The sequence below is a fragment of the Enterocloster lavalensis genome (genome assembly GCF_046603895.1).
GTDB classification, from domain to species: Bacteria; Bacillota; Clostridia; order Lachnospirales; family Lachnospiraceae; genus Enterocloster; species Enterocloster lavalensis.
The window spans coordinates 2879021-2898463 of record NZ_CP176637.1 but is presented as its reverse complement, the minus strand read 5'-3'; the positions used below and the strand labels follow the sequence as shown (position 1 = coordinate 2898463).

At 57.2% G+C, this 19443-nt stretch carries 17 protein-coding genes; 16 read left to right on the top strand and 1 reads right to left on the bottom strand.

The window, feature by feature from the left end; genetic code table 11:
* The first annotated feature begins 4 nt into the window (after positions 1-4).
* The 12 genes from ACK2JC_RS12845 to ACK2JC_RS12790 all read left to right on the top strand — a co-directional run bounded on the left by ACK2JC_RS12845 (position 5) and on the right by ACK2JC_RS12790 (position 12835).
* Positions 5-1990: a 4Fe-4S binding protein gene (locus tag ACK2JC_RS12845; RefSeq protein ID WP_368271991.1), complete on the top strand. Its 1986-nt coding sequence runs from the start codon at positions 5-7 to the stop codon at positions 1988-1990.
* On the top strand, positions 1981-2427 hold the full coding sequence (locus ACK2JC_RS12840) for a hydrogenase iron-sulfur subunit (RefSeq protein ID WP_368271993.1): 447 nt from the start codon (positions 1981-1983) through the stop codon (positions 2425-2427). Before ACK2JC_RS12845 ends, ACK2JC_RS12840 begins: the two co-directional genes overlap by 10 nt.
* Entirely contained in the window at positions 2415-3380 is a 966-nt protein-coding gene (locus ACK2JC_RS12835; protein ID WP_320937991.1) for a 4Fe-4S dicluster domain-containing protein, read from the top strand. Before ACK2JC_RS12840 ends, ACK2JC_RS12835 begins: the two co-directional genes overlap by 13 nt.
* Before the next feature lie 3 nt (positions 3381-3383).
* On the top strand, positions 3384-4427 hold the full coding sequence (locus ACK2JC_RS12830; RefSeq protein WP_368271995.1) for a 4Fe-4S dicluster domain-containing protein: 1044 nt from the start codon (positions 3384-3386) through the stop codon (positions 4425-4427).
* Complete coding sequence (locus tag ACK2JC_RS12825; RefSeq protein WP_368271997.1) at positions 4420-5274, top strand: FAD/NAD(P)-binding protein; 855 nt, start codon at positions 4420-4422, stop codon at positions 5272-5274. The genes ACK2JC_RS12830 and ACK2JC_RS12825 overlap by 8 nt, the downstream gene beginning before the upstream one ends.
* 21 nt (positions 5275-5295) lie before the next feature.
* A complete protein-coding gene (locus ACK2JC_RS12820; RefSeq protein WP_007708247.1) occupies positions 5296-5970 on the top strand; it encodes a 4Fe-4S dicluster domain-containing protein in 675 nt (224 codons plus the stop codon).
* A 13-nt stretch (positions 5971-5983) separates the two neighbouring features.
* Positions 5984-7591, top strand: coding sequence for an FAD-dependent oxidoreductase (locus ACK2JC_RS12815; protein WP_320937990.1), 1608 nt, complete (start codon positions 5984-5986; stop codon positions 7589-7591).
* A gap of 35 nt (positions 7592-7626) precedes the next feature.
* Entirely contained in the window at positions 7627-8778 is a 1152-nt protein-coding gene (locus ACK2JC_RS12810; RefSeq protein WP_107435051.1) for a permease, read from the top strand.
* 113 nt (positions 8779-8891) lie between these two features.
* A complete protein-coding gene (locus tag ACK2JC_RS12805; RefSeq protein WP_302326461.1) occupies positions 8892-9521 on the top strand; it encodes a DUF1847 domain-containing protein in 630 nt (209 codons plus the stop codon).
* A 395-nt stretch (positions 9522-9916) separates the two neighbouring features.
* On the top strand, positions 9917-10354 hold the full coding sequence (locus ACK2JC_RS12800) for a tripartite tricarboxylate transporter TctB family protein (protein WP_411338493.1): 438 nt from the start codon (positions 9917-9919) through the stop codon (positions 10352-10354).
* Positions 10355-10366: 12 nt separating this feature from the next.
* Positions 10367-11878, top strand: a complete 1512-nt coding sequence (locus ACK2JC_RS12795; RefSeq protein WP_092362863.1) for a tripartite tricarboxylate transporter permease — start codon at positions 10367-10369, stop codon at positions 11876-11878.
* 198 nt (positions 11879-12076) lie between these two features.
* Complete coding sequence (locus ACK2JC_RS12790; RefSeq protein WP_227169729.1) at positions 12077-12835, top strand: EcsC family protein; 759 nt, start codon at positions 12077-12079, stop codon at positions 12833-12835.
* A 33-nt stretch (positions 12836-12868) separates the two neighbouring features.
* Here the strand turns inward: ACK2JC_RS12790 and ACK2JC_RS12785 are convergent, their stop codons facing one another.
* On the bottom strand, positions 12869-13729 hold the full coding sequence (locus ACK2JC_RS12785) for an AraC family ligand binding domain-containing protein (protein WP_368272003.1): 861 nt from the start codon (positions 13727-13729) through the stop codon (positions 12869-12871).
* Between the two features lie 399 nt (positions 13730-14128).
* Between ACK2JC_RS12785 and ACK2JC_RS12780 the strand changes: the two genes are divergently transcribed.
* From ACK2JC_RS12780 to ACK2JC_RS12765, 4 genes are all read left to right on the top strand, one after another.
* Positions 14129-15967, top strand: coding sequence for an ABC transporter permease (locus ACK2JC_RS12780; protein WP_368272005.1), 1839 nt, complete (start codon positions 14129-14131; stop codon positions 15965-15967).
* A 15-nt stretch (positions 15968-15982) separates the two neighbouring features.
* Positions 15983-17113 carry an ABC transporter ATP-binding protein gene (locus ACK2JC_RS12775; protein WP_227169727.1) on the top strand — a complete coding sequence of 377 codons (1131 nt, stop codon included), beginning with the start codon at positions 15983-15985 and terminating at the stop codon, positions 17111-17113.
* Positions 17114-17185: 72 nt separating this feature from the next.
* Positions 17186-18454 (top strand): ABC transporter substrate-binding protein, encoded by a 1269-nt coding sequence (locus tag ACK2JC_RS12770; protein WP_118755712.1) that lies wholly within the window; start codon positions 17186-17188, stop codon positions 18452-18454.
* Between the two features lie 201 nt (positions 18455-18655).
* Positions 18656-19228, top strand: a complete 573-nt coding sequence (locus ACK2JC_RS12765) for an NUDIX hydrolase (protein ID WP_368271077.1) — start codon at positions 18656-18658, stop codon at positions 19226-19228.
* Positions 19229-19443: the final 215 nt, after the last annotated feature.

The following is a 19443-nucleotide window of genomic DNA, read 5'->3' as shown; positions in this document are numbered from 1 at the left end:
TTCATTGCAAAGAATAGGAGTTTTTGTCTGTCACTGCGGCACCAACATCGCGGGCACCGTGGATGTGGAAAAAGTGGTGGAGATGGTGAAATCAGAGCCTGGCGTGGTTCATGCGGAAGAATACCAGTATATGTGTTCCGAGGCCGGCCAGTCGAAAATAAAGGATGCGATCCGGGACAAACAGCTGACGGGAGTGGTTGTGTGTTCCTGTTCTCCGCGTATGCACGAGAACACGTTCCGCAAGGCAGCGGAGCGGGCGGGGCTGAACCCCTACATGGTGGAGATCGCCAACATCCGGGAGCACTGTTCCTGGATTCACAAGAATAAAGAGGAAGCCACCGAGAAGGCGGTGATCCTGGCCAGAGCGGCCATCGCAAAGGTGAACTTAAACGCCCCCTTACAGCCCGGCGAGAGCCGCGTGGTGAAGAGAGCCCTGGTGATCGGCGGAGGCATCGCCGGAATCCAGACCGCCCTGGACATCGCGGACGCGGGCTACGAGGTGGATATCGTGGAGAAGACCCCCAGCATCGGCGGCAAGATGTCCCAGCTGGACAAGACCTTCCCCACCCTGGACTGCTCCGCCTGTATCTTAACCCCCAAGATGGTGGAAGCGGCGGCCCACGACAAGATCAATATTTATACATACAGCGAGGTGGAGAAGGTGTCCGGCTTTGTGGGCGATTTCTCCGTGGATATCCGCAAGAAGGCCAGAAGCGTGGATATGACCAAATGTACGGGCTGCGGAGTCTGCTCCGAGAAATGTCCGTCCAAAAAGCCCCCCAGCGAGTTCAACCGGGGCTTATCCACCAGAAGCGCCATCTACACCCCCTTCGCCCAGGCCATCCCCAACGTGCCGGTGATCGACCGTGAACACTGCATTAAGTTCCAGACCGGAAAATGCGGCGTCTGCGAGAAGGTATGCGCGGCGGGCGCCATCGACTACAAGCAGCAGGACGAGATCATTACCAGAGAGTACGGCGCCATCGTGGTGGCCACCGGTTTTGACACCATAAAGCTTGACAAGTTCGACGAGTATTCCTACAATCAGAGCCCGGACGTGATCACCTCCCTGGAGTTTGAGCGCCTGACCAACGCGGCCGGCCCCACCAAGGGCCATTTAGAGCGCCTTTCCAACCACGAGGCCCCCAAGTCCGTGACCTTTATCCAGTGCGTGGGCTCCCGTGATCTGACCTGCAAGGGAAAGACCTACTGTTCCAAAATCTGCTGCATGTACACGGCAAAGCACGCCATGCTGATCCGCGACAAATACCCGGATGTGGAGGTCAACGTGTTCTACATCGACGTGAGAACCCCGGGAAAGAACTTCGACGAGTTCTACCGCAGGGCGGTTGAGGAGTACGGCGTCAACTACATCAAGGGCCAGGTGGGTAAGGTGGCGGAGCATAACGGCCACTTAAGAGTCCAGGCTGTGGACCTGATCGACAACAAGCGGATTATCCTGGAGACCGACCTGGTGGTGCTGGCTACGGCCATCGAGCCCGATCCGTCAGTCCGGGGCTTGGCCACCATGCTGACCGCTAGCATCGACACCAACAACTTCCTGACCGAGGCCCATCCCAAGCTTCGTCCGGTGGAGAGCCCCACGGCGGGCGTGTTCCTCTCCGGCGTATGCCAGGGCCCCAAGGACATTCCCGAGACCGTTTCCCAGGCCGGAGCCGCGGCCGCCAAGGTGATCGGCCTTTTAGCCAAGGACAAGCTGGTGACCAACCCCTGTACGGCCAAATCCGACGAGCGGTACTGCAACGGCTGTTCCGCCTGCGAGAAGGTTTGCCCCTACGGCGCGATCTCCTATGAGAATAAGGAAGTATTCGACCACGGAATCCGTGAGACCAGAAGAGTGGCTGTGGTCAACACCGCTCTGTGCCAGGGCTGCGGCGCCTGTACCGTCGCCTGTCCTTCCGGCGCAATGGACCTGCAGGGATTCTCCAACAGACAATTAATCGCGGAGGTGGACGCAATATGCAAATAGAACACGAGAATACGGAGTTTAAGCCGCTTATCGTCGCATTCTGCTGCAACTGGTGCAGCTATGCGGGCGCGGACCTGGCCGGAACCAGCCGCCTGGGCTATCCCGCCGAGGTGAAGATCATCCGGGTGCCCTGTTCCTGCCGTGTGAACCCGCTGTTTATCCTGCGGGCCTTCCAGAAGGGCGCGGACGGCGTGATCATCTGCGGCTGCCACCCGGGCGACTGCCACTATAGCACGGGCAACTACTACGCCAGAAGAAGAATGACCCTGCTGTTCTCCCTGTTAGACTACGTCGGGGTGGAGAAGGGCAGAACCAGAGTGGAATGGGTTTCCGCCGCGGAGGGCGTGAAATTTGCCGCCACCATGAACGATTTCATTGAAAAAATCCACAAACTGGGCAAGAATGTGAGATTGGAGGATTTGCGATGCAGGAAATGATTAAGAGAGCCAAAGAATTGCTGGCCGACGGCACGGTGGTCCGCGTGCTGGGCTGGAAGCGCTGCGACCTGCCCTACAATCCCGAGCCCGCGTTTTTCGGCACTGAGGAAGAGCTGGACGCGCTGGTCTACGACGGGTTCTGCGGAGCAAATTTGAGCAAATACATGATCGAGGCCGGCAAGAAGGAGGGCAGAACCCTGGTGTTCTTAAAGCCCTGCGACACCTACAGCTTCAACCAGCTGGTGAAGGAGCACCGGATTGACCGAGAGAAGGCTTACATCATCGGCGTGGGCTGCAGGGGCAAGCTGGATATCGAGGCCATTAAGGGACTGGGGATCAAGGGAATTGAGACCGTGGAAGAGGACGGCGATACCTTAAAGATCGGCACTATCTACGGAGATAAGACCTGCGCCTACGGGGATGCGGTGATGGAGCGCTGCAAGGTCTGCAAGGGCACGGAGCACATGGTGTACGACGAGCTGATCGGCGCGGACGCAGAGCTTGCGGTGAAGCCCGAGGACCGTTTCGCCAAGGTGAAGGAGCTGGAGGCCATGAGCCCGGAGGAGCGCTTTGCCTTCTGGCAGGGCGAGCTCTCCAAGTGCATCCGCTGCAACGCCTGCCGGAACGTGTGTCCGGCCTGCAGCTGCAACAAGTGCGTGTTCGACAGCGACCGCTTCGACACCGCCCAGAAGGCCAACGCGGACACCTTTGAGGAGCAGATGTTCCATCTGATCCGCGCTTTCCATGTGGCCGGAAGATGTACGGACTGCGGTGAGTGCAGCCGGGTATGTCCCCAGGGAATCCCGCTCCATCTGCTGAACCGGAAGTTAATTAAGGATATCAATGGATTCTACGGAACGTACCAGGCAGGCGAGGACGCCGAGGCGCTCGCCCCGCTGACCGCGTTTAAGATGGACGACGTTGAGCCAAGCATTGTTGGGGAAAGGGGATAACGTATGTATAAGATTGCAAAAGAACAGTTACCGTCCTTATTCGCCGCCATTGCCGGCCGGATGGATTTATATATGCCCCTGCGCAAAAACGGCCAGGTCAACTACGGAATCTGGTCCCAGGAGGCGGAAACCGCCCTGGACGCGTTAAACACCGTGAAATCCCCCAAGGATTTCTTCTTCCCCCAGAGCGAGAACCTCTACACCTGCTACCGGGAAGGTAAAAAGATCTCCATCACCCCCGAGGAGCTGGCGGACGCGCCCTTTGCCATTTTCGGCATCCGGGGCTGCGACGTGAAGGGAATCGAGGTGCTGGACAAGGTATTTCTGGCGGACCCGGTGGACAAGTTTTACGAGGCCCGCAGAAATCACGGCGTGCTGATCTCCATGGCCTGCCATGAGCCGGAGGAGACCTGCTTCTGCAAGGTATTCGGCGTTGAGGCCCAGAACCCGGCGGGAGATGTGACCACCTGGATCGTTGACGATACGCTCTACTGGAGAGCGAATACCGATAAGGGCGAGAATCTGACCGCCGATCTGGCAGCCCTGGCGCTGCTGGTTCCCGCCGATGAGGCCGGGGAGGCCGCCGTGGAAGCGGAGCAGGCTAATGTGGCCGCCATCGTAGAAAAACTGCCCTACAGCGGCATTTCCCTGGAGACCTTCAAGAACACGGAGATGCTGGAGCTGTTCAACTCCCCCAAGTGGGAGGAAATGTACAAGGCCTGCCTGGCCTGCGGCACCTGCACCTTCATCTGCCCCACCTGCCAGTGCTACGACATCCGGGACTACAACACCGGAAATGGCATCCAAAGGTTCCGCTGCTGGGACTCCTGCATGTACTCCGATTTCACGCTGATGGCCCACGGCAATATCCGTAACAGCCAGAAGGAGCGGTTCCGCCAGCGTTTCATGCACAAGCTGGTGTATTTCCCCGAAAACAACGACGGGATGTTCTCCTGCGTGGGCTGCGGTCGCTGCGTGAGCAAATGTCCTTCTTCGTTAAACATTGTGAAAGTTATCAAGAGTCTGGGGGTGTCTGAAGATGTGTAGCTGCGGATGCGGCGGAAGCCATAAACACGACGAGTTAGTCCCCATGGTGGGCGTGATCACGGATATCAAGGATCAGACCCCGGATGTCAAGACCTTCCGGGTGGTGAGCCCCCAGGGCGGAAAATTATTTGAACATATGCCGGGCCAGTGCGCCATGCTGGCGGTGCCCGGAGTGGGGGAGGCCATGTTCTCCATCACCTCCTCCCCGACCAACAAGGAATACCAGGAATTCAGCATCAAGCGCTGCGGAACTCTGACCGATTACCTGCACACCATGGAGGTGGGCGACGAGATCACGGTCCGCGGCCCCTACGGCAACTCCTTCCCGGTGGAAACCGCCCTAAAGGGTCAGAACCTGCTGTTCATCGCAGGCGGAATCGGCCTTGCGCCCCTGCGCTCCGTGATCAACTACGTGCTGGACAAGCGGGAAAATTACGGCAGCGTGGAGATTCTCTACGGCTCCCGCTCCATGCAGGACCTGGTGGGACTGGACGAGATTCAGAACGACTGGTCGAAGCGGGACGGCGTGGACGTGTACCTGACCATTGACCGGGAACAGCCGGAGTGGGACGGCCATGTGGGCTTTGTTCCCTCCTACTTAAAAGAGCTGGAATTCTCCACAGACAAGACCGTGCTGGTCTGCGGCCCGCCGATCATGATCAAATTCGTGCTGGCGGCCCTGCAGGAAATGGGCTTTGAAAAGACACAGGTGTTTACCACCCTGGAGCTGAAGATGAAATGCGGAATCGGAAAATGCGGACGCTGCAACATCGGTTCCAAGTATGTTTGCAAGGACGGTCCCGTGTTCCGCTGTGATGAGATCGACGAATTGCCAGACGAATATTAAGAGGAAGGATTGGTAGAGAAAATGCAGGAAATGGTAAATGTTTATTTCTTTGGTAAAAAATACTCGGTGCCGGCTGACTTAACCATCATGACGGCCATGGAATACGCCGGATACAAGCTTGTGAGAGGCTGCGGCTGCCGCCATGGCTTCTGCGGAGCCTGCGCCACGATTTACCGCATCAAGGGCAAGAATGAGTTAAAGACCTGTCTGGCCTGTCAGACCCAGGTGCAGGAAGGCATGTATGTGGCCAGCATTCCCTTCTTCCCCACGGACAAGCGGACCTACAATCTGGAGGAGATCAAACCCAAAGAGCAGATTATGATGGAGCTCTACCCGGAGATTTACAGCTGCATCGGCTGTAACGCCTGCACCAAGGCGTGCCCCCAGAAGTTAAACGTCATGCAGTATATCGCCTACGCCCAGAGAGGCGAGTTCGAGAAATGCGCCCACGAGTCCTTTGACTGCGTAGGCTGCGGAATCTGCTCCACCAGATGTCCGGCGGGCATCTCCCATCCCATGGTGGGACTGCTGGCCAGGAGACTGACCGGCAAATACTTAGCTCCCAAGACCGAGCACCTGGAAAAGCGCGTTGAGGAGATCCGCCACGGCGAGTACGACGAGCTGATCGAGCAGATCATGGAGAAGCCCATCGCCGAGCTGAAGGAACTGTACAACAACCGCGATATTGAGAAATAAGGAGGGATGACACATGTTGACTCAAGAAATGCTTGATTCCATTAAAAAAGTAGAGGCCACCAGGCCTTCCAGAATCGGAGCCGATCTCAGAAGAATGGATGCGGACGAGAAGCACAATCTGTTAAAGCAGTATCATCCTGACTACAAGGAAAGCGGCTTTTCCACCTTGGTAATGGGCCCCAACAAGGGCGAGAAGGTGCCGGTTGAGCTGGGCGAGCTGCTCCAGGCCAACAGCCGTTTGCTGGGCGTGGATCTGGACTTAAACCAGATTGACTACGACGTGGACGTGCTGGTCATCGGCGGCGGCGGCGCGGGCGCTTCCGCGGCCATCGAGGCCCACAAGGGCGGCGCGAACGTGATGATCGCCACCAAGCTGCGCATCGGCGACGCCAACACCATGATGGCGGAGGGCGGCATCCAGGCGGCGGACAAGGAGAACGACTCCCCCCAGAGGCATTTCCTGGACGCCTTCGGCGGCGGACACTACGCGGCCAAGCCGGAGCTGCTGAAAAAGCTGGTAATGGAAGCGCCTGAGGCCATCCAGTGGCTGAACGACTTAGGCGTTATGTTCGATAAAAACCCCGACGGCACCATGGTGACCACCCACGGCGGCGGCACCTCCAGAAAGCGTATGCACGCCTGCGCGGACTACTCCGGCGCTGAGATCATGCGCGTGCTGCGGGACGAGGTGATCAACCGCGGCATCACGGTGGTGGACTTCACCTCCGCCGTTGAGCTGATCCTGGACGACAAGGGACAGGTGGCCGGCGCTGTGCTCCAGAACATGGAGACCGGCGAGTACCTGGTGGCCAGGGCCAAGGTGGTGATCATCGCCACCGGCGGCGCGGGACGGCTGCACTACCAGGGATTCCCCACCTCCAACCACTACGGTGCTACCGCCGACGGCCTGGTGCTTGGCTACCGCGTGGGCGCGCCCCTGCTGTACCAGGATACCATCCAGTACCACCCCACCGGCGTGGCCTATCCGCCGCAGCTCTTCGGCGCTCTGGTGACGGAGAAGGTGCGTTCCGTAGGCGCTATGCTGGTGAACTGTGACGGTGAGGCGTTCATGCATCCGTTGGAGACCCGCGACGTGGCGGCGGCTTCCATTATCCGGGAGTGCTCTGACCGCGGCAAGGGCGTTCCCACCCCGGGCGGCGGCTTCGGCGTGTGGCTGGACACCCCCATGATCGAGATGATCCATGGAAAGGGAACCATCGAGAAGCGCATCCCGGCCATGCTGCGCATGTACTTAAACTATGACATCGATATGAGGGAAGTGCCGATTCTGGTCTACCCGACCCTGCACTACCAGAACGGCGGCCTTGAGATCAACGCGGACTGCGCCACCAAGACCATCCACAACCTGATGGTGGCCGGCGAGGCCGTGGGCGGAATCCACGGGCGCAACCGCCTGATGGGCAACTCCCTGCTGGACATCATCGTGTTCGGACGCGACGCCGGAAAGGCCGCCGCAGCCCGCTGCAACGAGGTGGAGCTGGGAACCATGACGCTGGAGCACGTGGAGAAGTTTGCAAAAGAGCTGGAGGAAGCCGGGGTTCACACCGACAAGGTATCCCCGCTGCTGCTGCCCCCCTACGCTCACGAGGGACGTCACTGATTTGTGACCGGTTTTGAAAGGGGAAGGTGATCGAGATGGATGTATGGGGATGGATTCAGGCCAACTTGTTGGACAGCACGCTTTTGATGGTGTTTCTCATTGCAGTATTGGGTTATCTGGTCGGCAGTATCAAGGTCTGCGGTCTGGATCTGGGCACGGCGGGTATTCTTCTGGTGGCGTTGGTATTCGGCCACCTGGGGGTGTCCGTGCCCGGTCTGGTCCGGGACATGGGGTTAGTCTGTTTCGTGACGGCGGTAGGTTTTATCGCCGGACCAAAATTTTTCAGGAACTTTAAGAAGAACGCGAAATCTTATATTCTGCTGGGTGTGATTATCATCGGCGCGGGGGCGCTGTCCTGCGTGGCCATTGTGAAGCTGATCGGCGTGCCCGCCGATCTGGCGGTGGGAATGCTCTCCGGGGCCCTCACCAGCACACCCGGCCTGGCCGCGGCCATCGAGGCCACCGGCTCCGACGCGGCGGCGGTGGGATACGGCATCGCTTATCCCTTCGGCGTGATCAGCGTGGTGCTGTTCGTGCAGCTGGTGCCCAGAATCCTGCACACGGACATGGACAAGGAGCGGGCCCAGTACGAGGCGGCCGCAGACGTGGAAATCCGCCACAAGCACAAGGATTTGTTCTACTGCGACAGTATGGGCTTTTTCTCCTTTGCCTGCGCCATCGTGGGAGGTATGATCCTGGCGAAAATCAAGATTCCGCTTCCGGGCGGGGCTTCCTTCTCCCTGGGCACCTCCGGCGGCCCGCTGATCGCGGGGCTTCTGCTGGGGCACATGAACTCCATCGGGCGCCTGAGCGTTTCCGTGCCCAAGAATGTGCTGGAGACCATGCGGGAGTTCGGTCTGGCGCTGTTCCTTCTGGGGGCCGGAACACAGGCAGGGGCCGGTTTTGTGGAGATTTTGCAGGAGCAGGGAATCCTGCTGTTCATCTACGGCGCAATCATGGCCCTGGTGCCCATGTTTGTGGGCTTTATCGTGGCATTTAAGGTTCTGAAGCTGAGCACCTTCAACTCCCTGGGCTCTATCTGCGGCGGCATGACCAGTACCCCGGCTCTGGGAACGCTGATCCGTGTGACGGAGACGGACGACGTGGCATCTGCTTACGCGGCGACGTATCCCATCGCGCTTGTGATGGTGGTGTTGGCGTCGCAGTTTATGGGGATTTATCTGTAACGAGACGGCGGGGCGCGGGATGTGCGGTGCGGGCGGCTTGCGCGTTGAAGCGCGGTGCAGCTTGTGCTGTGCGGACGGCCCCAGCCCATGGCGGGATGTGAAGGAGGCGGCGGATGTATACATGTGCAAAATGCGGCGTGCGGGCATGCCGGAAGGCGGAGGACAGGACTCTGCCGAAAAACTGTCCGATCCGGGAAGAGGAGCTTTCCGAGCAGGCGTTTCAGGAGTACCGTTCCGAGGATAATTTTAAATTTTACGTGACAGCCTCGGAGATCGAGGGCCTTGGACAGTTCCAGTGGCCCCGCGTGAAGGAGACCATCGAGCTGTGCCGGAGGATGGGTTACCATCGGATCGGCCTGGCCTTTTGCAGCGGTCTGAGTAAAGAGGCGAAGGTCATGTGCGATCTGTTGCAGCGCAATGGCTTTGAGGTGGTGTCCGTTATGTGCAAGGTCGGCGGCCGGGACAAGTGCGCGGCCGGAGTGCCGGACGAGCACAAGCTTCATCCCGGGCAGTACGAGGCCATGTGCAACCCCATTTTCCAGGCCAGGCTTTTAAACGGGCAGAAGACGGAGTTCAACATCGCCCTTGGGCTGTGCGTGGGCCATGATTCCCTGTTTTACAAGTATTCCGACGCCCTGGTGACCACCCTGATCGCCAAGGACCGCGTGCTGGCCCACAATCCGGCCGGAGCGCTGTACTGTGCTGAAGGATACTACAAAAACAAGCTGGATGCGCAGCCTTAAGGCATGCATCGGGTCTTTGTGCAAAACTGACAAAAATTGACGAATAGAACACGAAAAAGGAATTGTCAAACGTTGAAAATACGATGGCAATTCCTTTTTTGATTTCAAAAATAGACAATAATCGATTTTTGTGACAGCATATTATGTCGCATTATTACGATTTTAACGGCATTTTAATTTGACGATGCCACTCTAATGGTTTAGAATCTAAACATAGTCAAAGATGAGCGGAAGTTCGATCGAAACGATACTCTGAGGTAAAGGGGAGATGGGGAAAAACAGTCAGGGGGCAGTGTGTGGCATGGGATTAGCAGCACTTTAATAGATAGGCTGCTGATCCGGACGAGTGGTTGTGAAACCGGGTAAAGGCATTTTAGGTTTTAGGAGGTGTTAGGTTGAATAACAAACAATTAATGATTGAACTGGTGATGCCGGTTGCGTTTATGCTGATGGCGGCCTACGTGATCGTGAAGGGCCTGTCCATGGGAAGCGAGGGCGTTTTCCCAATCATGTGCGCGGGAGTGCTTTTGATCTGCGCGGCGTATCTGCTGGTCCAGACGCTGATGAAGCGCGAGGTGGTGGTAAAGCTGGAGGGAGTCAATCTGCCGCGGGTGGGTCTGACCCTGTTGACTTTGCTGGTTTACGTGTTCCTGTTAAAAAAGATCGGCTATGCGATCGACACATTTCTGCTGTGCGCCTTGGTGATCCGCTCCCTTGGGTACAAGAAATTTCATGTGATCGTGCCGTGCTCGGTCATAGCGGTGGCGGTGACATTTGTGATTTTCAAGGTGCTGCTGTCGGTTCCGCTGCCGATGGTATTTCTGGATTTTTAAGGAGGTGGGAGTATGAACGGTATTCTACTGGGTTTAGGCCAGCTGGTTAATCCGATGGCCCTGGCGGCGCTGTTGGGAGGCGTTGTAATCGGACTGATTGTGGGTTCCCTCCCGGGGCTCAACGACAGCATCACAATGGCGGTGTTGATCCCCATTACCTTCGGCATGGAGCCGCAGGTGGCGATCTGCCTGCTGATCGGTATCTACTGCGCGTCGGCATGCGGCGGTTCCATCCCCTCGATTCTGCTAAAGATTCCGGGAACCGCCTCCGCCACGGTGACCGCCTACGACGGATATCCGATGTCCCAGAAGGGCAAGAGCGGCGAAGCGCTGGGATTTGCGATCTCCAGCTCCACCTTCGGAGGAATCTCCAGCGCCATCGTACTGTTGTTTTTATCCCCGTTCCTGGCCAAGCAGGCCCTGAAGTTCGGGCCGCCGGAGTATTTCATGCTGGCGGTGCTGGGTATGAGCACTGTGATCGGCATGGCGGGAAAAAACATTGTGAAGAACATTCTGGCAATGGCGTTGGGGCTGATCTTCAGCTGTATCGGGATGAGCCCGCAGACGGGCCTGGCCCGCTTCACTTTCGGCCAGGTAAGCCTGATGGACGGAATCTCGCTGATCCCCATGCTGATCGGCCTGTTCGGTATTACGGCCATTCTGGAAATGATTGAGGCGATTCAGAAGAATCCCAGCGTGAAGGATTTTAAGGAAGAGGTCAAGGAGAATTACAAGAAGGTCAAGGTAATCCTTCCGGACAAAGAGATGTCCAAGCGGCTGCTTCCCATCTGGGCTCAGTCCAGTCTGATCGGCAACATCATCGGAATCATCCCTGGCGCGGGAATGATCATGGCCATCTTCATGGCTTACGACCAGGCCGCCAGAAGGCGCCCCAATCTGGAATTCGGAACCGGCGTGCCGGAGGGCATCGCGGCTCCCGAGTCCGCCAACAACGCGGTGGTTGCCAGCTCTATGGTTCCCCTGCTGGCCCTGGGCGTGCCGGGCAACTCCACCTCGTCCCTGTTCCTGGGCGCGCTGACAATCCAGGGATTGAGAACCGGCCCGACTCTGTTCAAGGATACGCCGGAGATGGCCTATATGATCATCCTGGGCTTCCTGGTGGCCAATATCATCATGCTGCCCCTGTCCGTGTTCTACTGCAATTTCCTGGCTACCGCAGTGCTGCGGCTGAAACGGGAAATCCTGAGCGGCGTGGTGCTGGTGCTGTGCGTGACCGGCGCGTTTGCGGTGAGCAACAACATTTTTAATATTATCATCATGATCTTTTTCGGATTTATCGGCTACACCTTTAACAAGTATAAGATCCCACAGTCGCCGCTGATCCTGGCCTCCATCCTGGGAAGCATGATGGAGAACAACTGGACCCAGAGCATGGTTTACGCCGACGGCTCCCTGTCCGTGTTCGTGACCAGACCCTTAAGCTGCGGACTGATGGTCCTCTCCATTGTATTTATCGGTATGCCCCTCTTGAAGCGGTTTAAGGCCAACAGAGCGGCGGCGTAGGAACGCAGGCAAAAGGAACCAGATCCCACTGCACCGGGATTTGATTCCTTTTGTCGTTTGCGGGGGAGCGAGCGGAGGTTCCGGCGTTATTTGGCGGCTCGGTGTCGACACTCCGGGTTTGACTTCCCCCGGCTTTGCGGTTACACTTTATACATGGGCGCTGCCCTGGGAAAAATATGCGTAAGGTGGTGACAACGGGTGGACAGTCTGGAAAAAGAGCTGGCGGCTGTGGAAAAGCGGGAGAAAAAGCTGCTGGCCGGTGGATTAAAGAAGGGAAAGGTGAAGCAGGCCGTCTACGACAAGGTGCCGGAGAAGGTGAGCGGACTTTTGGAAGCGGCCTTTTCCAAGGCGTTCAAGACGGTTTTTATCAACGGCACGCCCCTGATCGAGCGGACCTTCGACAAGGAGGGCGCGGGGCTGGAGTTTGAGGCCCGGGATTATATCGTGGACCGGGCAGGAAATAAAAAGAGCCTTCGCAGGCTGGACAAGCAGGCGAAAAAAGACAGTAAAATCAACCACGCGGCCACCACGGCTGCGGGCCTTGGCCTTGGTTTTCTGGGCCTTGGGCTGCCCGACATCCCGCTGATGGTGGGCACGATTCTGCGGGGCGTTTACGAGATCGCCATCGGGTACGGCGTGGACTACGGCAGCGAGGAGGAGAAGCGCTATATCCTGCGCCTGATCTGCACCGCGCTTTCCGACGGCGGCCAGCGCGACGCCTGCAACCGCAAGCTGGACTCCATGGAGTACGGCGGCGGCACCCTGGCGGGCGAGATCGCCTCCACCGCCCGCATGCTCTCCGACGCCCTTCTGGTGGAAAAGTTCGTCCAGGGCCTGCCCGTGGTGGGCGTGGTGGGAGGAGCGGTGAATTTCAGCATTTACCGGAGGATCGCGGCGCTGGCGGCAGTGAAGTATAAGAAGCGGTATTTGATGAGGAAGCTGAGTGAGAGGGGATAAGGCCGGAAGAGCCGCCTGCGGTGGGCGGCTCTTTTACTGTTTTGTCACGTAGGTGTCGTCCCCCTTGCTGCTCTTCATATACTCCTTGGGCGACTGCCCCAGGGACTTCTTGAACACCGTGGAGAAGTACAGCGGGTCGCTGAAGCCCGCGGCGTAGGCCACCTCCTTGACCGTGGCCTTCTGGCGGTTCATCAGGTTGCAGGCTTCCCGGAGGCGGAATTCCGTCAGGTACTGCAGCGGGGAGATAGAGAGGTGGGCTTTGAACACCCGGTAGAGGCGGCTGCGGCAGATTCCCACATGGCCGGCGATGTCGTTGATGGTGATGGGATCCTGGTAGTGGGAGGCGATGAAGTCGCAGGCCCGCTGTACGTGCTCCACGCCGGTGCGGGACTGGGCGGGCATGGGGTCGCTGGCCTCCTGGATCAGGAACGCAAGAAGCTCGTAGAGTTTGGCGGTCATATTGATGAACTCGTGGGGGTGGTGGCCGCGGCAGCGGTAGATATTCATCAGCAGTTCCTCCATGCGCTCCGGCTCCTTCAGGGTGATCACTGGGTTCTGGGGGGTGAAGCCCGCCGCATTCATGAGAATCCGGGCATCGTTTCCGTTGAATCCCACCCAACAGTATTCCCAGGGATCATTTGTATCGGCCTGGTAATCGATGGGCATGCTGGGATAGATGAGAAAGGCCTGCCCTTTTCGCACCGGATGCTGCTTGCCGTTCAGCGTGTACACGCCCCCGCCCTCCATCACAAAATGGATCAGATAAAAATCCCGTACCTCCAGCCCGCGGTGAAAACCCCCGCTGCACTGCTGATGCCCGGTGCGGTAAACGGACATGGAAGCCATGGTGCGGAATTGATTTTTAAAGGAATATTTGTATTCGTGTCCTTTCATAAGCCCACCTCCCCTCACTGCCAATATTAGAAAAATAATCCGTGTTTGTCAACAAAATGGGTTAAAAAACGATTATTTCTCGCTAAAATCTGAAAAAAATGAAATTTAATGATAGCAAAACACAAATCTAAGACAATACCATACCATCAAATTTAATCCCCCAAAATGATAATGATATATGCACAATAAAAGCGAATTTTACAGTAAAAAAATGTCATAAATATCCAACACATAAGTGCGTAAATCCAGGAATATCAAAAAACATTTATTTTTGATGATGATAATCCGGATAAAAAAGCAACATTTCTCGATATATTGACAACGTTTCTTCATAGCAAAGCCCTCCCATCTTAACTATAATCAGATTTAGAAATATACAAAAGACTGGGGTGGTTGTGAATGAAAGAGAGCAGGTTGTATTCCAGTGTCAGGCGCACAAAAAACTGGGTTAAAAACGGAATCAGAAGCCCGTACAATATCATGGTAGCGGCCGCGGTGGCCGCCCTCGCCTGTCTGGTAATCGTCCCTCTGATCGAGATGGTGGTCACCACGTTCAAGCTGGCTGCCAGAGACGTGAGGAGAGTGGAGGGGGCCCAGGCGGGGGACTGGTCGCTCTACTACTGGAAGAAGCTGCTGTGCAGCGAAGTCTCCCAAAACATGCTTTACAAGCCGCTGATGCACTCGCTGTTGATCGCCACTGCGGTCTCGGTACTCAGCATCGGCCTGGGCGGGGCGATCGCCTGGCTGATGGTGCGCAGCGACCTTCCATTTAAGAAATTTTTCTCCCTGGCCATGATCGTGCCCTACATGATCCCGTCCTGGTGCAAGTCTATGGCGTGGATCGCGGTGTTCAAGACCGCGCGCATCGGCGGGACCCAGGGCTTTCTGTCCTACCTGGGGTTGGAACCGCCGGACTGGTTGGCCTACGGGCCGATCGCTATCATCTGCGTGCTGACGATCCACTACTACGCCTACGCGTACCTGCTGATCTCAGCAAGCTTCCGCTCCATCAACTCGGAGCTCGAGGAGATGGGCGAGATTCTGGGAGCCGGGAAGCTGCTCATGCTGCGCAAGATTACCTTCCCGCTGGTGATGCCGGCCATCGCCTCGTCCTTTATCCTGATCTTCTCCAAGGCCATGGGCACCTTCGGCGTTCCGGCGTTCTTGGGACTTAAGACCGGGTATTACACCATCTCCACCATGCTCTACACCAGCATCAAGCAGCAGCAGACGGCCATGGCCTTCTCCATCAGCCTGATCCTGATCGGCATCGCGGCGGTGATCATTTTCATCAATCAGCAGGTCATAGGAACCAGAAAGTCCTACGCCACCATCGGCGGCAAGGGCGGGCGCTCCAACGTGTTGTCTTTAAACAAATGGAAACCCATGGTGGTGGGCCTTCTGTTCCTGTTCCTGGGCTTCTGCGTATTCCTTCCCATCGGAATTCTGGTGCTCCAGAGCCTGATGCTCAAGCTGGGCGATTACAGCTTTTCCAACTTCAGCCTCCACTACTGGGTGGGGCTTGGCAAGCCGGATATCTTCTACGGCGAGCCCGGAGTGTTCCGCAACCCGCAGTTCTTGCAGGTGCTGGGTAACTCCTTAAAGCTGGTGGTTGTGGCCTCCCTGGTGGCGACGGTGTTCGGACAGCTGATCGGCTACGTGACTTCCAGAGGCCGTCAGCTCAAATCCGGCAAGCTGGTGGAACAGCTGGTGTTCATTCCCTACCTGATTCCGTCCATCGCCTTCGGCGCCATGTACCTGTCCATGTTTTCCGTGGAGCGGGCGGTGACCTTCGCCGGATTAAAAGTTACGTTTTTCCCTGTGCTCTACGGCTCGTTCCTGCTTCTGGTCCTGGTGACGGTGGTCAAGAACCTTCCGTTTTCCAGCCGGGCCGGTTCCGCCAACATGATGCAGATCAATGTGGAGCTGGAGGAGGCCGCCCAGATCGAGAACGCGGGTTTTATCACCCGGTTCAGGCGGATCGTGTTCCCGCTGTCCAAGGGGGGCTTCATGAGCGGCTTTATGCTGATCTTCATGGCGGTGATGAAGGAGCTGGATCTGCTTGTGATCCTGATTTCGCCCAACACCCAGACCTTACCCTACATGGCGTATTCCTACATGTCGGGGGGAATGGAGCAGTTCTCCAACGTGGTGGCGATTATCATGTTTGTGGTCGTATTTGTGATTTATTGGATCGCCAATAAATTCTTCAATGCGGATATTACACAGGGATTCTGATAAAGGGGGCAGACGATGAGCAAGATTGAGTTAAACCATATCGATAAATTTTACGGAAACAACCACGTTCTCAAGGATTTGAACCTGGTGATTGACGACGGCGAGTTTATGACCCTTCTGGGGCCGTCCGGCTGCGGAAAGACCACGACCCTGCGGGTGGTGGCCGGTCTGGAAAAGCCCCAGAACGGCACTATTACCATGGGGGACAAGCTGGTGGTCAACGCCAAAGAGCTGTTTTTTGAGGAGCCGGGCAAACGGGGGCTCAACCTGGTGTTCCAGTCCTACGCCCTGTGGCCCCACATGACGGTGTTCGACAATGTGGCCTTCGGCCTGACAGTGAAAAAGCTGCCCAAGCCGGAGATTGAGAAAAAGGTGATGAACGCCCTGGAGCGCATGCAGATCGGCGGATTTGCCAAACGTTATCCCGCGGAGCTATCCGGCGGCCAGCAACAGCGCGTGGCCATCGCCAGAGCCATTGTGTCCGAGCCCAAGGTGCTGCTCTTGGACGAGCCGCTGTCCAACCTGGACGCCAAGCTGCGCATCGACATGCGCTCGGAGATCAAACGGCTGCACCACGAGCTGGGAACCACCATCATCTACGTGACTCACGACCAGGTGGAGGCGCTGACCATGTCCACCAAGATCGCCATTTTCTTCGAGGGCGAGCTGGAGCAGGTGGCTCCGCCCATGGAGATTTACCAGAACCCCATTTCCCTGCGGGTGGCCGACTTTATCGGCAATCCCAAGTCCAATTTTGTGGAGGGAAAGGCGGTGCGTGAGCCCTCGGGTCAGGTGCGCGTAAACTCCGACCTGGGAGAGATGGTATTTTCGCCGGAGCTGTTCACGGAGGATATGCCTGAATCCGGGGAGTTCGACTGCGTGATCGGCATCCGCCCGGAGAAGGTGCAGGTGCACCGGGACCCGGGGCCGGGCAGGATTGAGGGACACGTATATTCCGTGCAGTCTGCGGGATCGGACACCACGGTGCAGGTGAACGCCGGACAGTCGGCGCTTCTGTCCAAGGAGATCGGAATCCAGTTCTATAACATGGATCAGAAGGTTTACATTTCCGTCAACCCGGACAAGGTGAACCTGTTTCACAAGGGCACCGGCCGCCTGATCCGCAAGGCCGTTCTGGATCAGTAACCGGAGGAGCACAGTTCCGCGCGGCGCAGGAACAGGCGCGGTTAAATTAAAAACACACAAGGAGGAACGATTATGAAACAAAAGAGAAAATGGATGGCCTTTGTGCTGGCAGCCGCCATGGCGGCGGGAGCGTGTTCGGGCTGCGTGAGCAAAGCGGACCCGGCGCCCACAACCGCGGCGACCCAGGCCCCCGCTCCGGCGGCAGGCCAGGAATCCGGCGGGGAGACCCAGACGGCAGCTGAGACTGAGGCCCCGGCGGCATCGTCCTGGGCGGAGGAAAACGGTTTATACAAGACCGAGACCGTGGATGAACTGTACGAGCTGGCGAAGGCAGAGGGCGAGTTAAACCTTTACGGCTGTACCGGCCGTCTGGAGAACGTGTCCGCGGACTTTATGGCAGAGTACCCCGGGATCAAGGTAAATTTCTACGACCTGGGCATCAACGAGATGTTGGAAAAGTTTTCCAGAGAGTATGAGGCGGGAATCCATACCGCGGACATTTTACAGCTGAAAGAGCAGACCGGTTCCATCAGCCGCGAGTACATCCAGCAGGGCCTGCTGCACAACTATCACCCCGAGGATATTTTTGACGGCGTGAACCCGGATTACCTGATCGTCACCCCCTTCGTGGTGGAGCTGGACTGGTGGAACTACAACACCGAGGTCTACAGCGAGCTGCCCATCTCTTCCTGGTGGGATATCACCAAACCGGAGTGGAACGGCAAGTTCGTGTTCTTAGATCCCTCCGGCGAGCCTGACCTGCCGGTGCTGCTGGCCGCCATGGTACAGCACTCCGACCTGCTGGAAGCGGACTATGAGAAGGTGTTCGGCGAGCCCATCCAGCTGGCCGACAACGAGCCGGATGCGGCCCACGCCTGGATCAACCGGGTGGCCAAGAACGGTGCGATCATGGAGACCAGCAACACCAACATCGTGAAGGCGGTTGGCGGAGCCAAGGGTATGACCGATCCGCCTATCGGCTACGGCGTTTCCTCCAAGCTGCGTGAGCGCGATCTCCAGGGCTTTGTGCTGGGCGTGGAGCCGGACAAGTTCGATATGCCCACCACCGCAGTCAGCTTCATGGTGGCTCAGATTGCCGACCAGTGCGAGCATCCCAATGCGGCGAAGTTGTATATCCGCTACCTGTGCGGCGAGGCGGACCACCAGGGCAAGGGACTTGAGCCCTTCCTGACCGTGGGTTCCTACCCCGTATTCCCGAACGCCCCGGCCATCGAGGGCAACCCGGACTACGACAGCATCCCCAAGTTCGACCTGGATCTGGATTATTACTACGATAATTATCAGGATGTTTACGATTACTGGCTCTCCGTACAGCCTTAATCGCAACTGTTCATACGGCTAATCTTCTTGACCTGAAAAGCCGGTCAGGAAGCATCGGATGTCCATCCGATGGGAAAATTGGTTCAGAAAGGCGCTTACAAACGAGCTTGACACGCCTCACTGCACCAATTTTCCCGCCGTCTGAACGGTTATCCTAAAAAATAACATGTCCCGGCGGAATGAAACGGTTGGGAGGTGGTAATGGAGGAACACAAAATGGACGGCGAAAAAAGGTTGGAAGAAACATGCCTTGAACGCAAGGTCGTGTACAGAGGAAAATCCTATGAGTTCTTTGTCGACAGGGTGGAGCTGCCGGACGGGACGGAGGCGGTGCGCGAGATGGTCAAACACCCGGGCGGCGTGGCGATCCTGGCTATGGACGGGGAAAACCGCGTGTTGATGGAAGAGCAGTACCGCTACGCGATCTGTCAGACCATCACGGAGATTCCGGCCGGCAAGATGGACAAGATTCCCGGGGAAACGCCCCAGGAGGCCGCGGTGCGGGAGCTGCGGGAGGAGACCGGCAGGGTTGCCGACCACTGGGAATATCTGGGGAAAATATATCCCTCCCCGGGGATTGTGTCGGAAGTGCTCTACCTGTATCTGGCTACCGGGCTCCACGAGGAAGAGCGGGAGCTGGACAGCGACGAGTTCATCAACCTGAAGCTTATGGAGCTGGGAACGGTGAGAAAGGGCATTGCGGACGGGGAGATCACCGACTGCAAGACCATCGCCGCGCTGGCGATGGCGGAACTCAAGGGATTGATCGAATAAAACCGCAGAAACCGATATAAAAAAGTACGGCCGTCAGGTGTGGCAAATCACCTGACAGCCGTACTTTTTTATGAGAGGTCCTGCAATTAAGCAGTTATATGCAACCGTCCGCCGGCCTTCCGTCGGGCGGTTGTTTAATAACCCCGGAGCCCCTGAGAGCCCCGGGAGATATTACAGTTTTAACTCAGGCAACCCTTAAAGCGCCGGGAGTTATT

Coding starts and splice junctions, on each gene's coding strand:
- ACK2JC_RS12770 (WP_118755712.1), top strand. CDS start 17,186: ATGAAACAAAAGAGAAAATGGATGGCCTTTGTGCTGGCAGCCGCCATG.
- ACK2JC_RS12815 (WP_320937990.1), top strand. CDS start 5,984: ATGTTGACTCAAGAAATGCTTGATTCCATTAAAAAAGTAGAGGCCACC.
- ACK2JC_RS12780 (WP_368272005.1), top strand. CDS start 14,129: ATGAAAGAGAGCAGGTTGTATTCCAGTGTCAGGCGCACAAAAAACTGG.
- ACK2JC_RS12810 (WP_107435051.1), top strand. CDS start 7,627: ATGGATGTATGGGGATGGATTCAGGCCAACTTGTTGGACAGCACGCTT.
- ACK2JC_RS12765 (WP_368271077.1), top strand. CDS start 18,656: ATGGAGGAACACAAAATGGACGGCGAAAAAAGGTTGGAAGAAACATGC.
- ACK2JC_RS12840 (WP_368271993.1), top strand. CDS start 1,981: ATGCAAATAGAACACGAGAATACGGAGTTTAAGCCGCTTATCGTCGCA.
- ACK2JC_RS12785 (WP_368272003.1), bottom strand. CDS start 13,729: ATGAAAGGACACGAATACAAATATTCCTTTAAAAATCAATTCCGCACC.
- ACK2JC_RS12805 (WP_302326461.1), top strand. CDS start 8,892: ATGTATACATGTGCAAAATGCGGCGTGCGGGCATGCCGGAAGGCGGAG.
- ACK2JC_RS12835 (WP_320937991.1), top strand. CDS start 2,415: ATGCAGGAAATGATTAAGAGAGCCAAAGAATTGCTGGCCGACGGCACG.
- ACK2JC_RS12775 (WP_227169727.1), top strand. CDS start 15,983: ATGAGCAAGATTGAGTTAAACCATATCGATAAATTTTACGGAAACAAC.
- ACK2JC_RS12795 (WP_092362863.1), top strand. CDS start 10,367: ATGAACGGTATTCTACTGGGTTTAGGCCAGCTGGTTAATCCGATGGCC.
- ACK2JC_RS12830 (WP_368271995.1), top strand. CDS start 3,384: ATGTATAAGATTGCAAAAGAACAGTTACCGTCCTTATTCGCCGCCATT.
- ACK2JC_RS12820 (WP_007708247.1), top strand. CDS start 5,296: ATGCAGGAAATGGTAAATGTTTATTTCTTTGGTAAAAAATACTCGGTG.
- ACK2JC_RS12825 (WP_368271997.1), top strand. CDS start 4,420: ATGTGTAGCTGCGGATGCGGCGGAAGCCATAAACACGACGAGTTAGTC.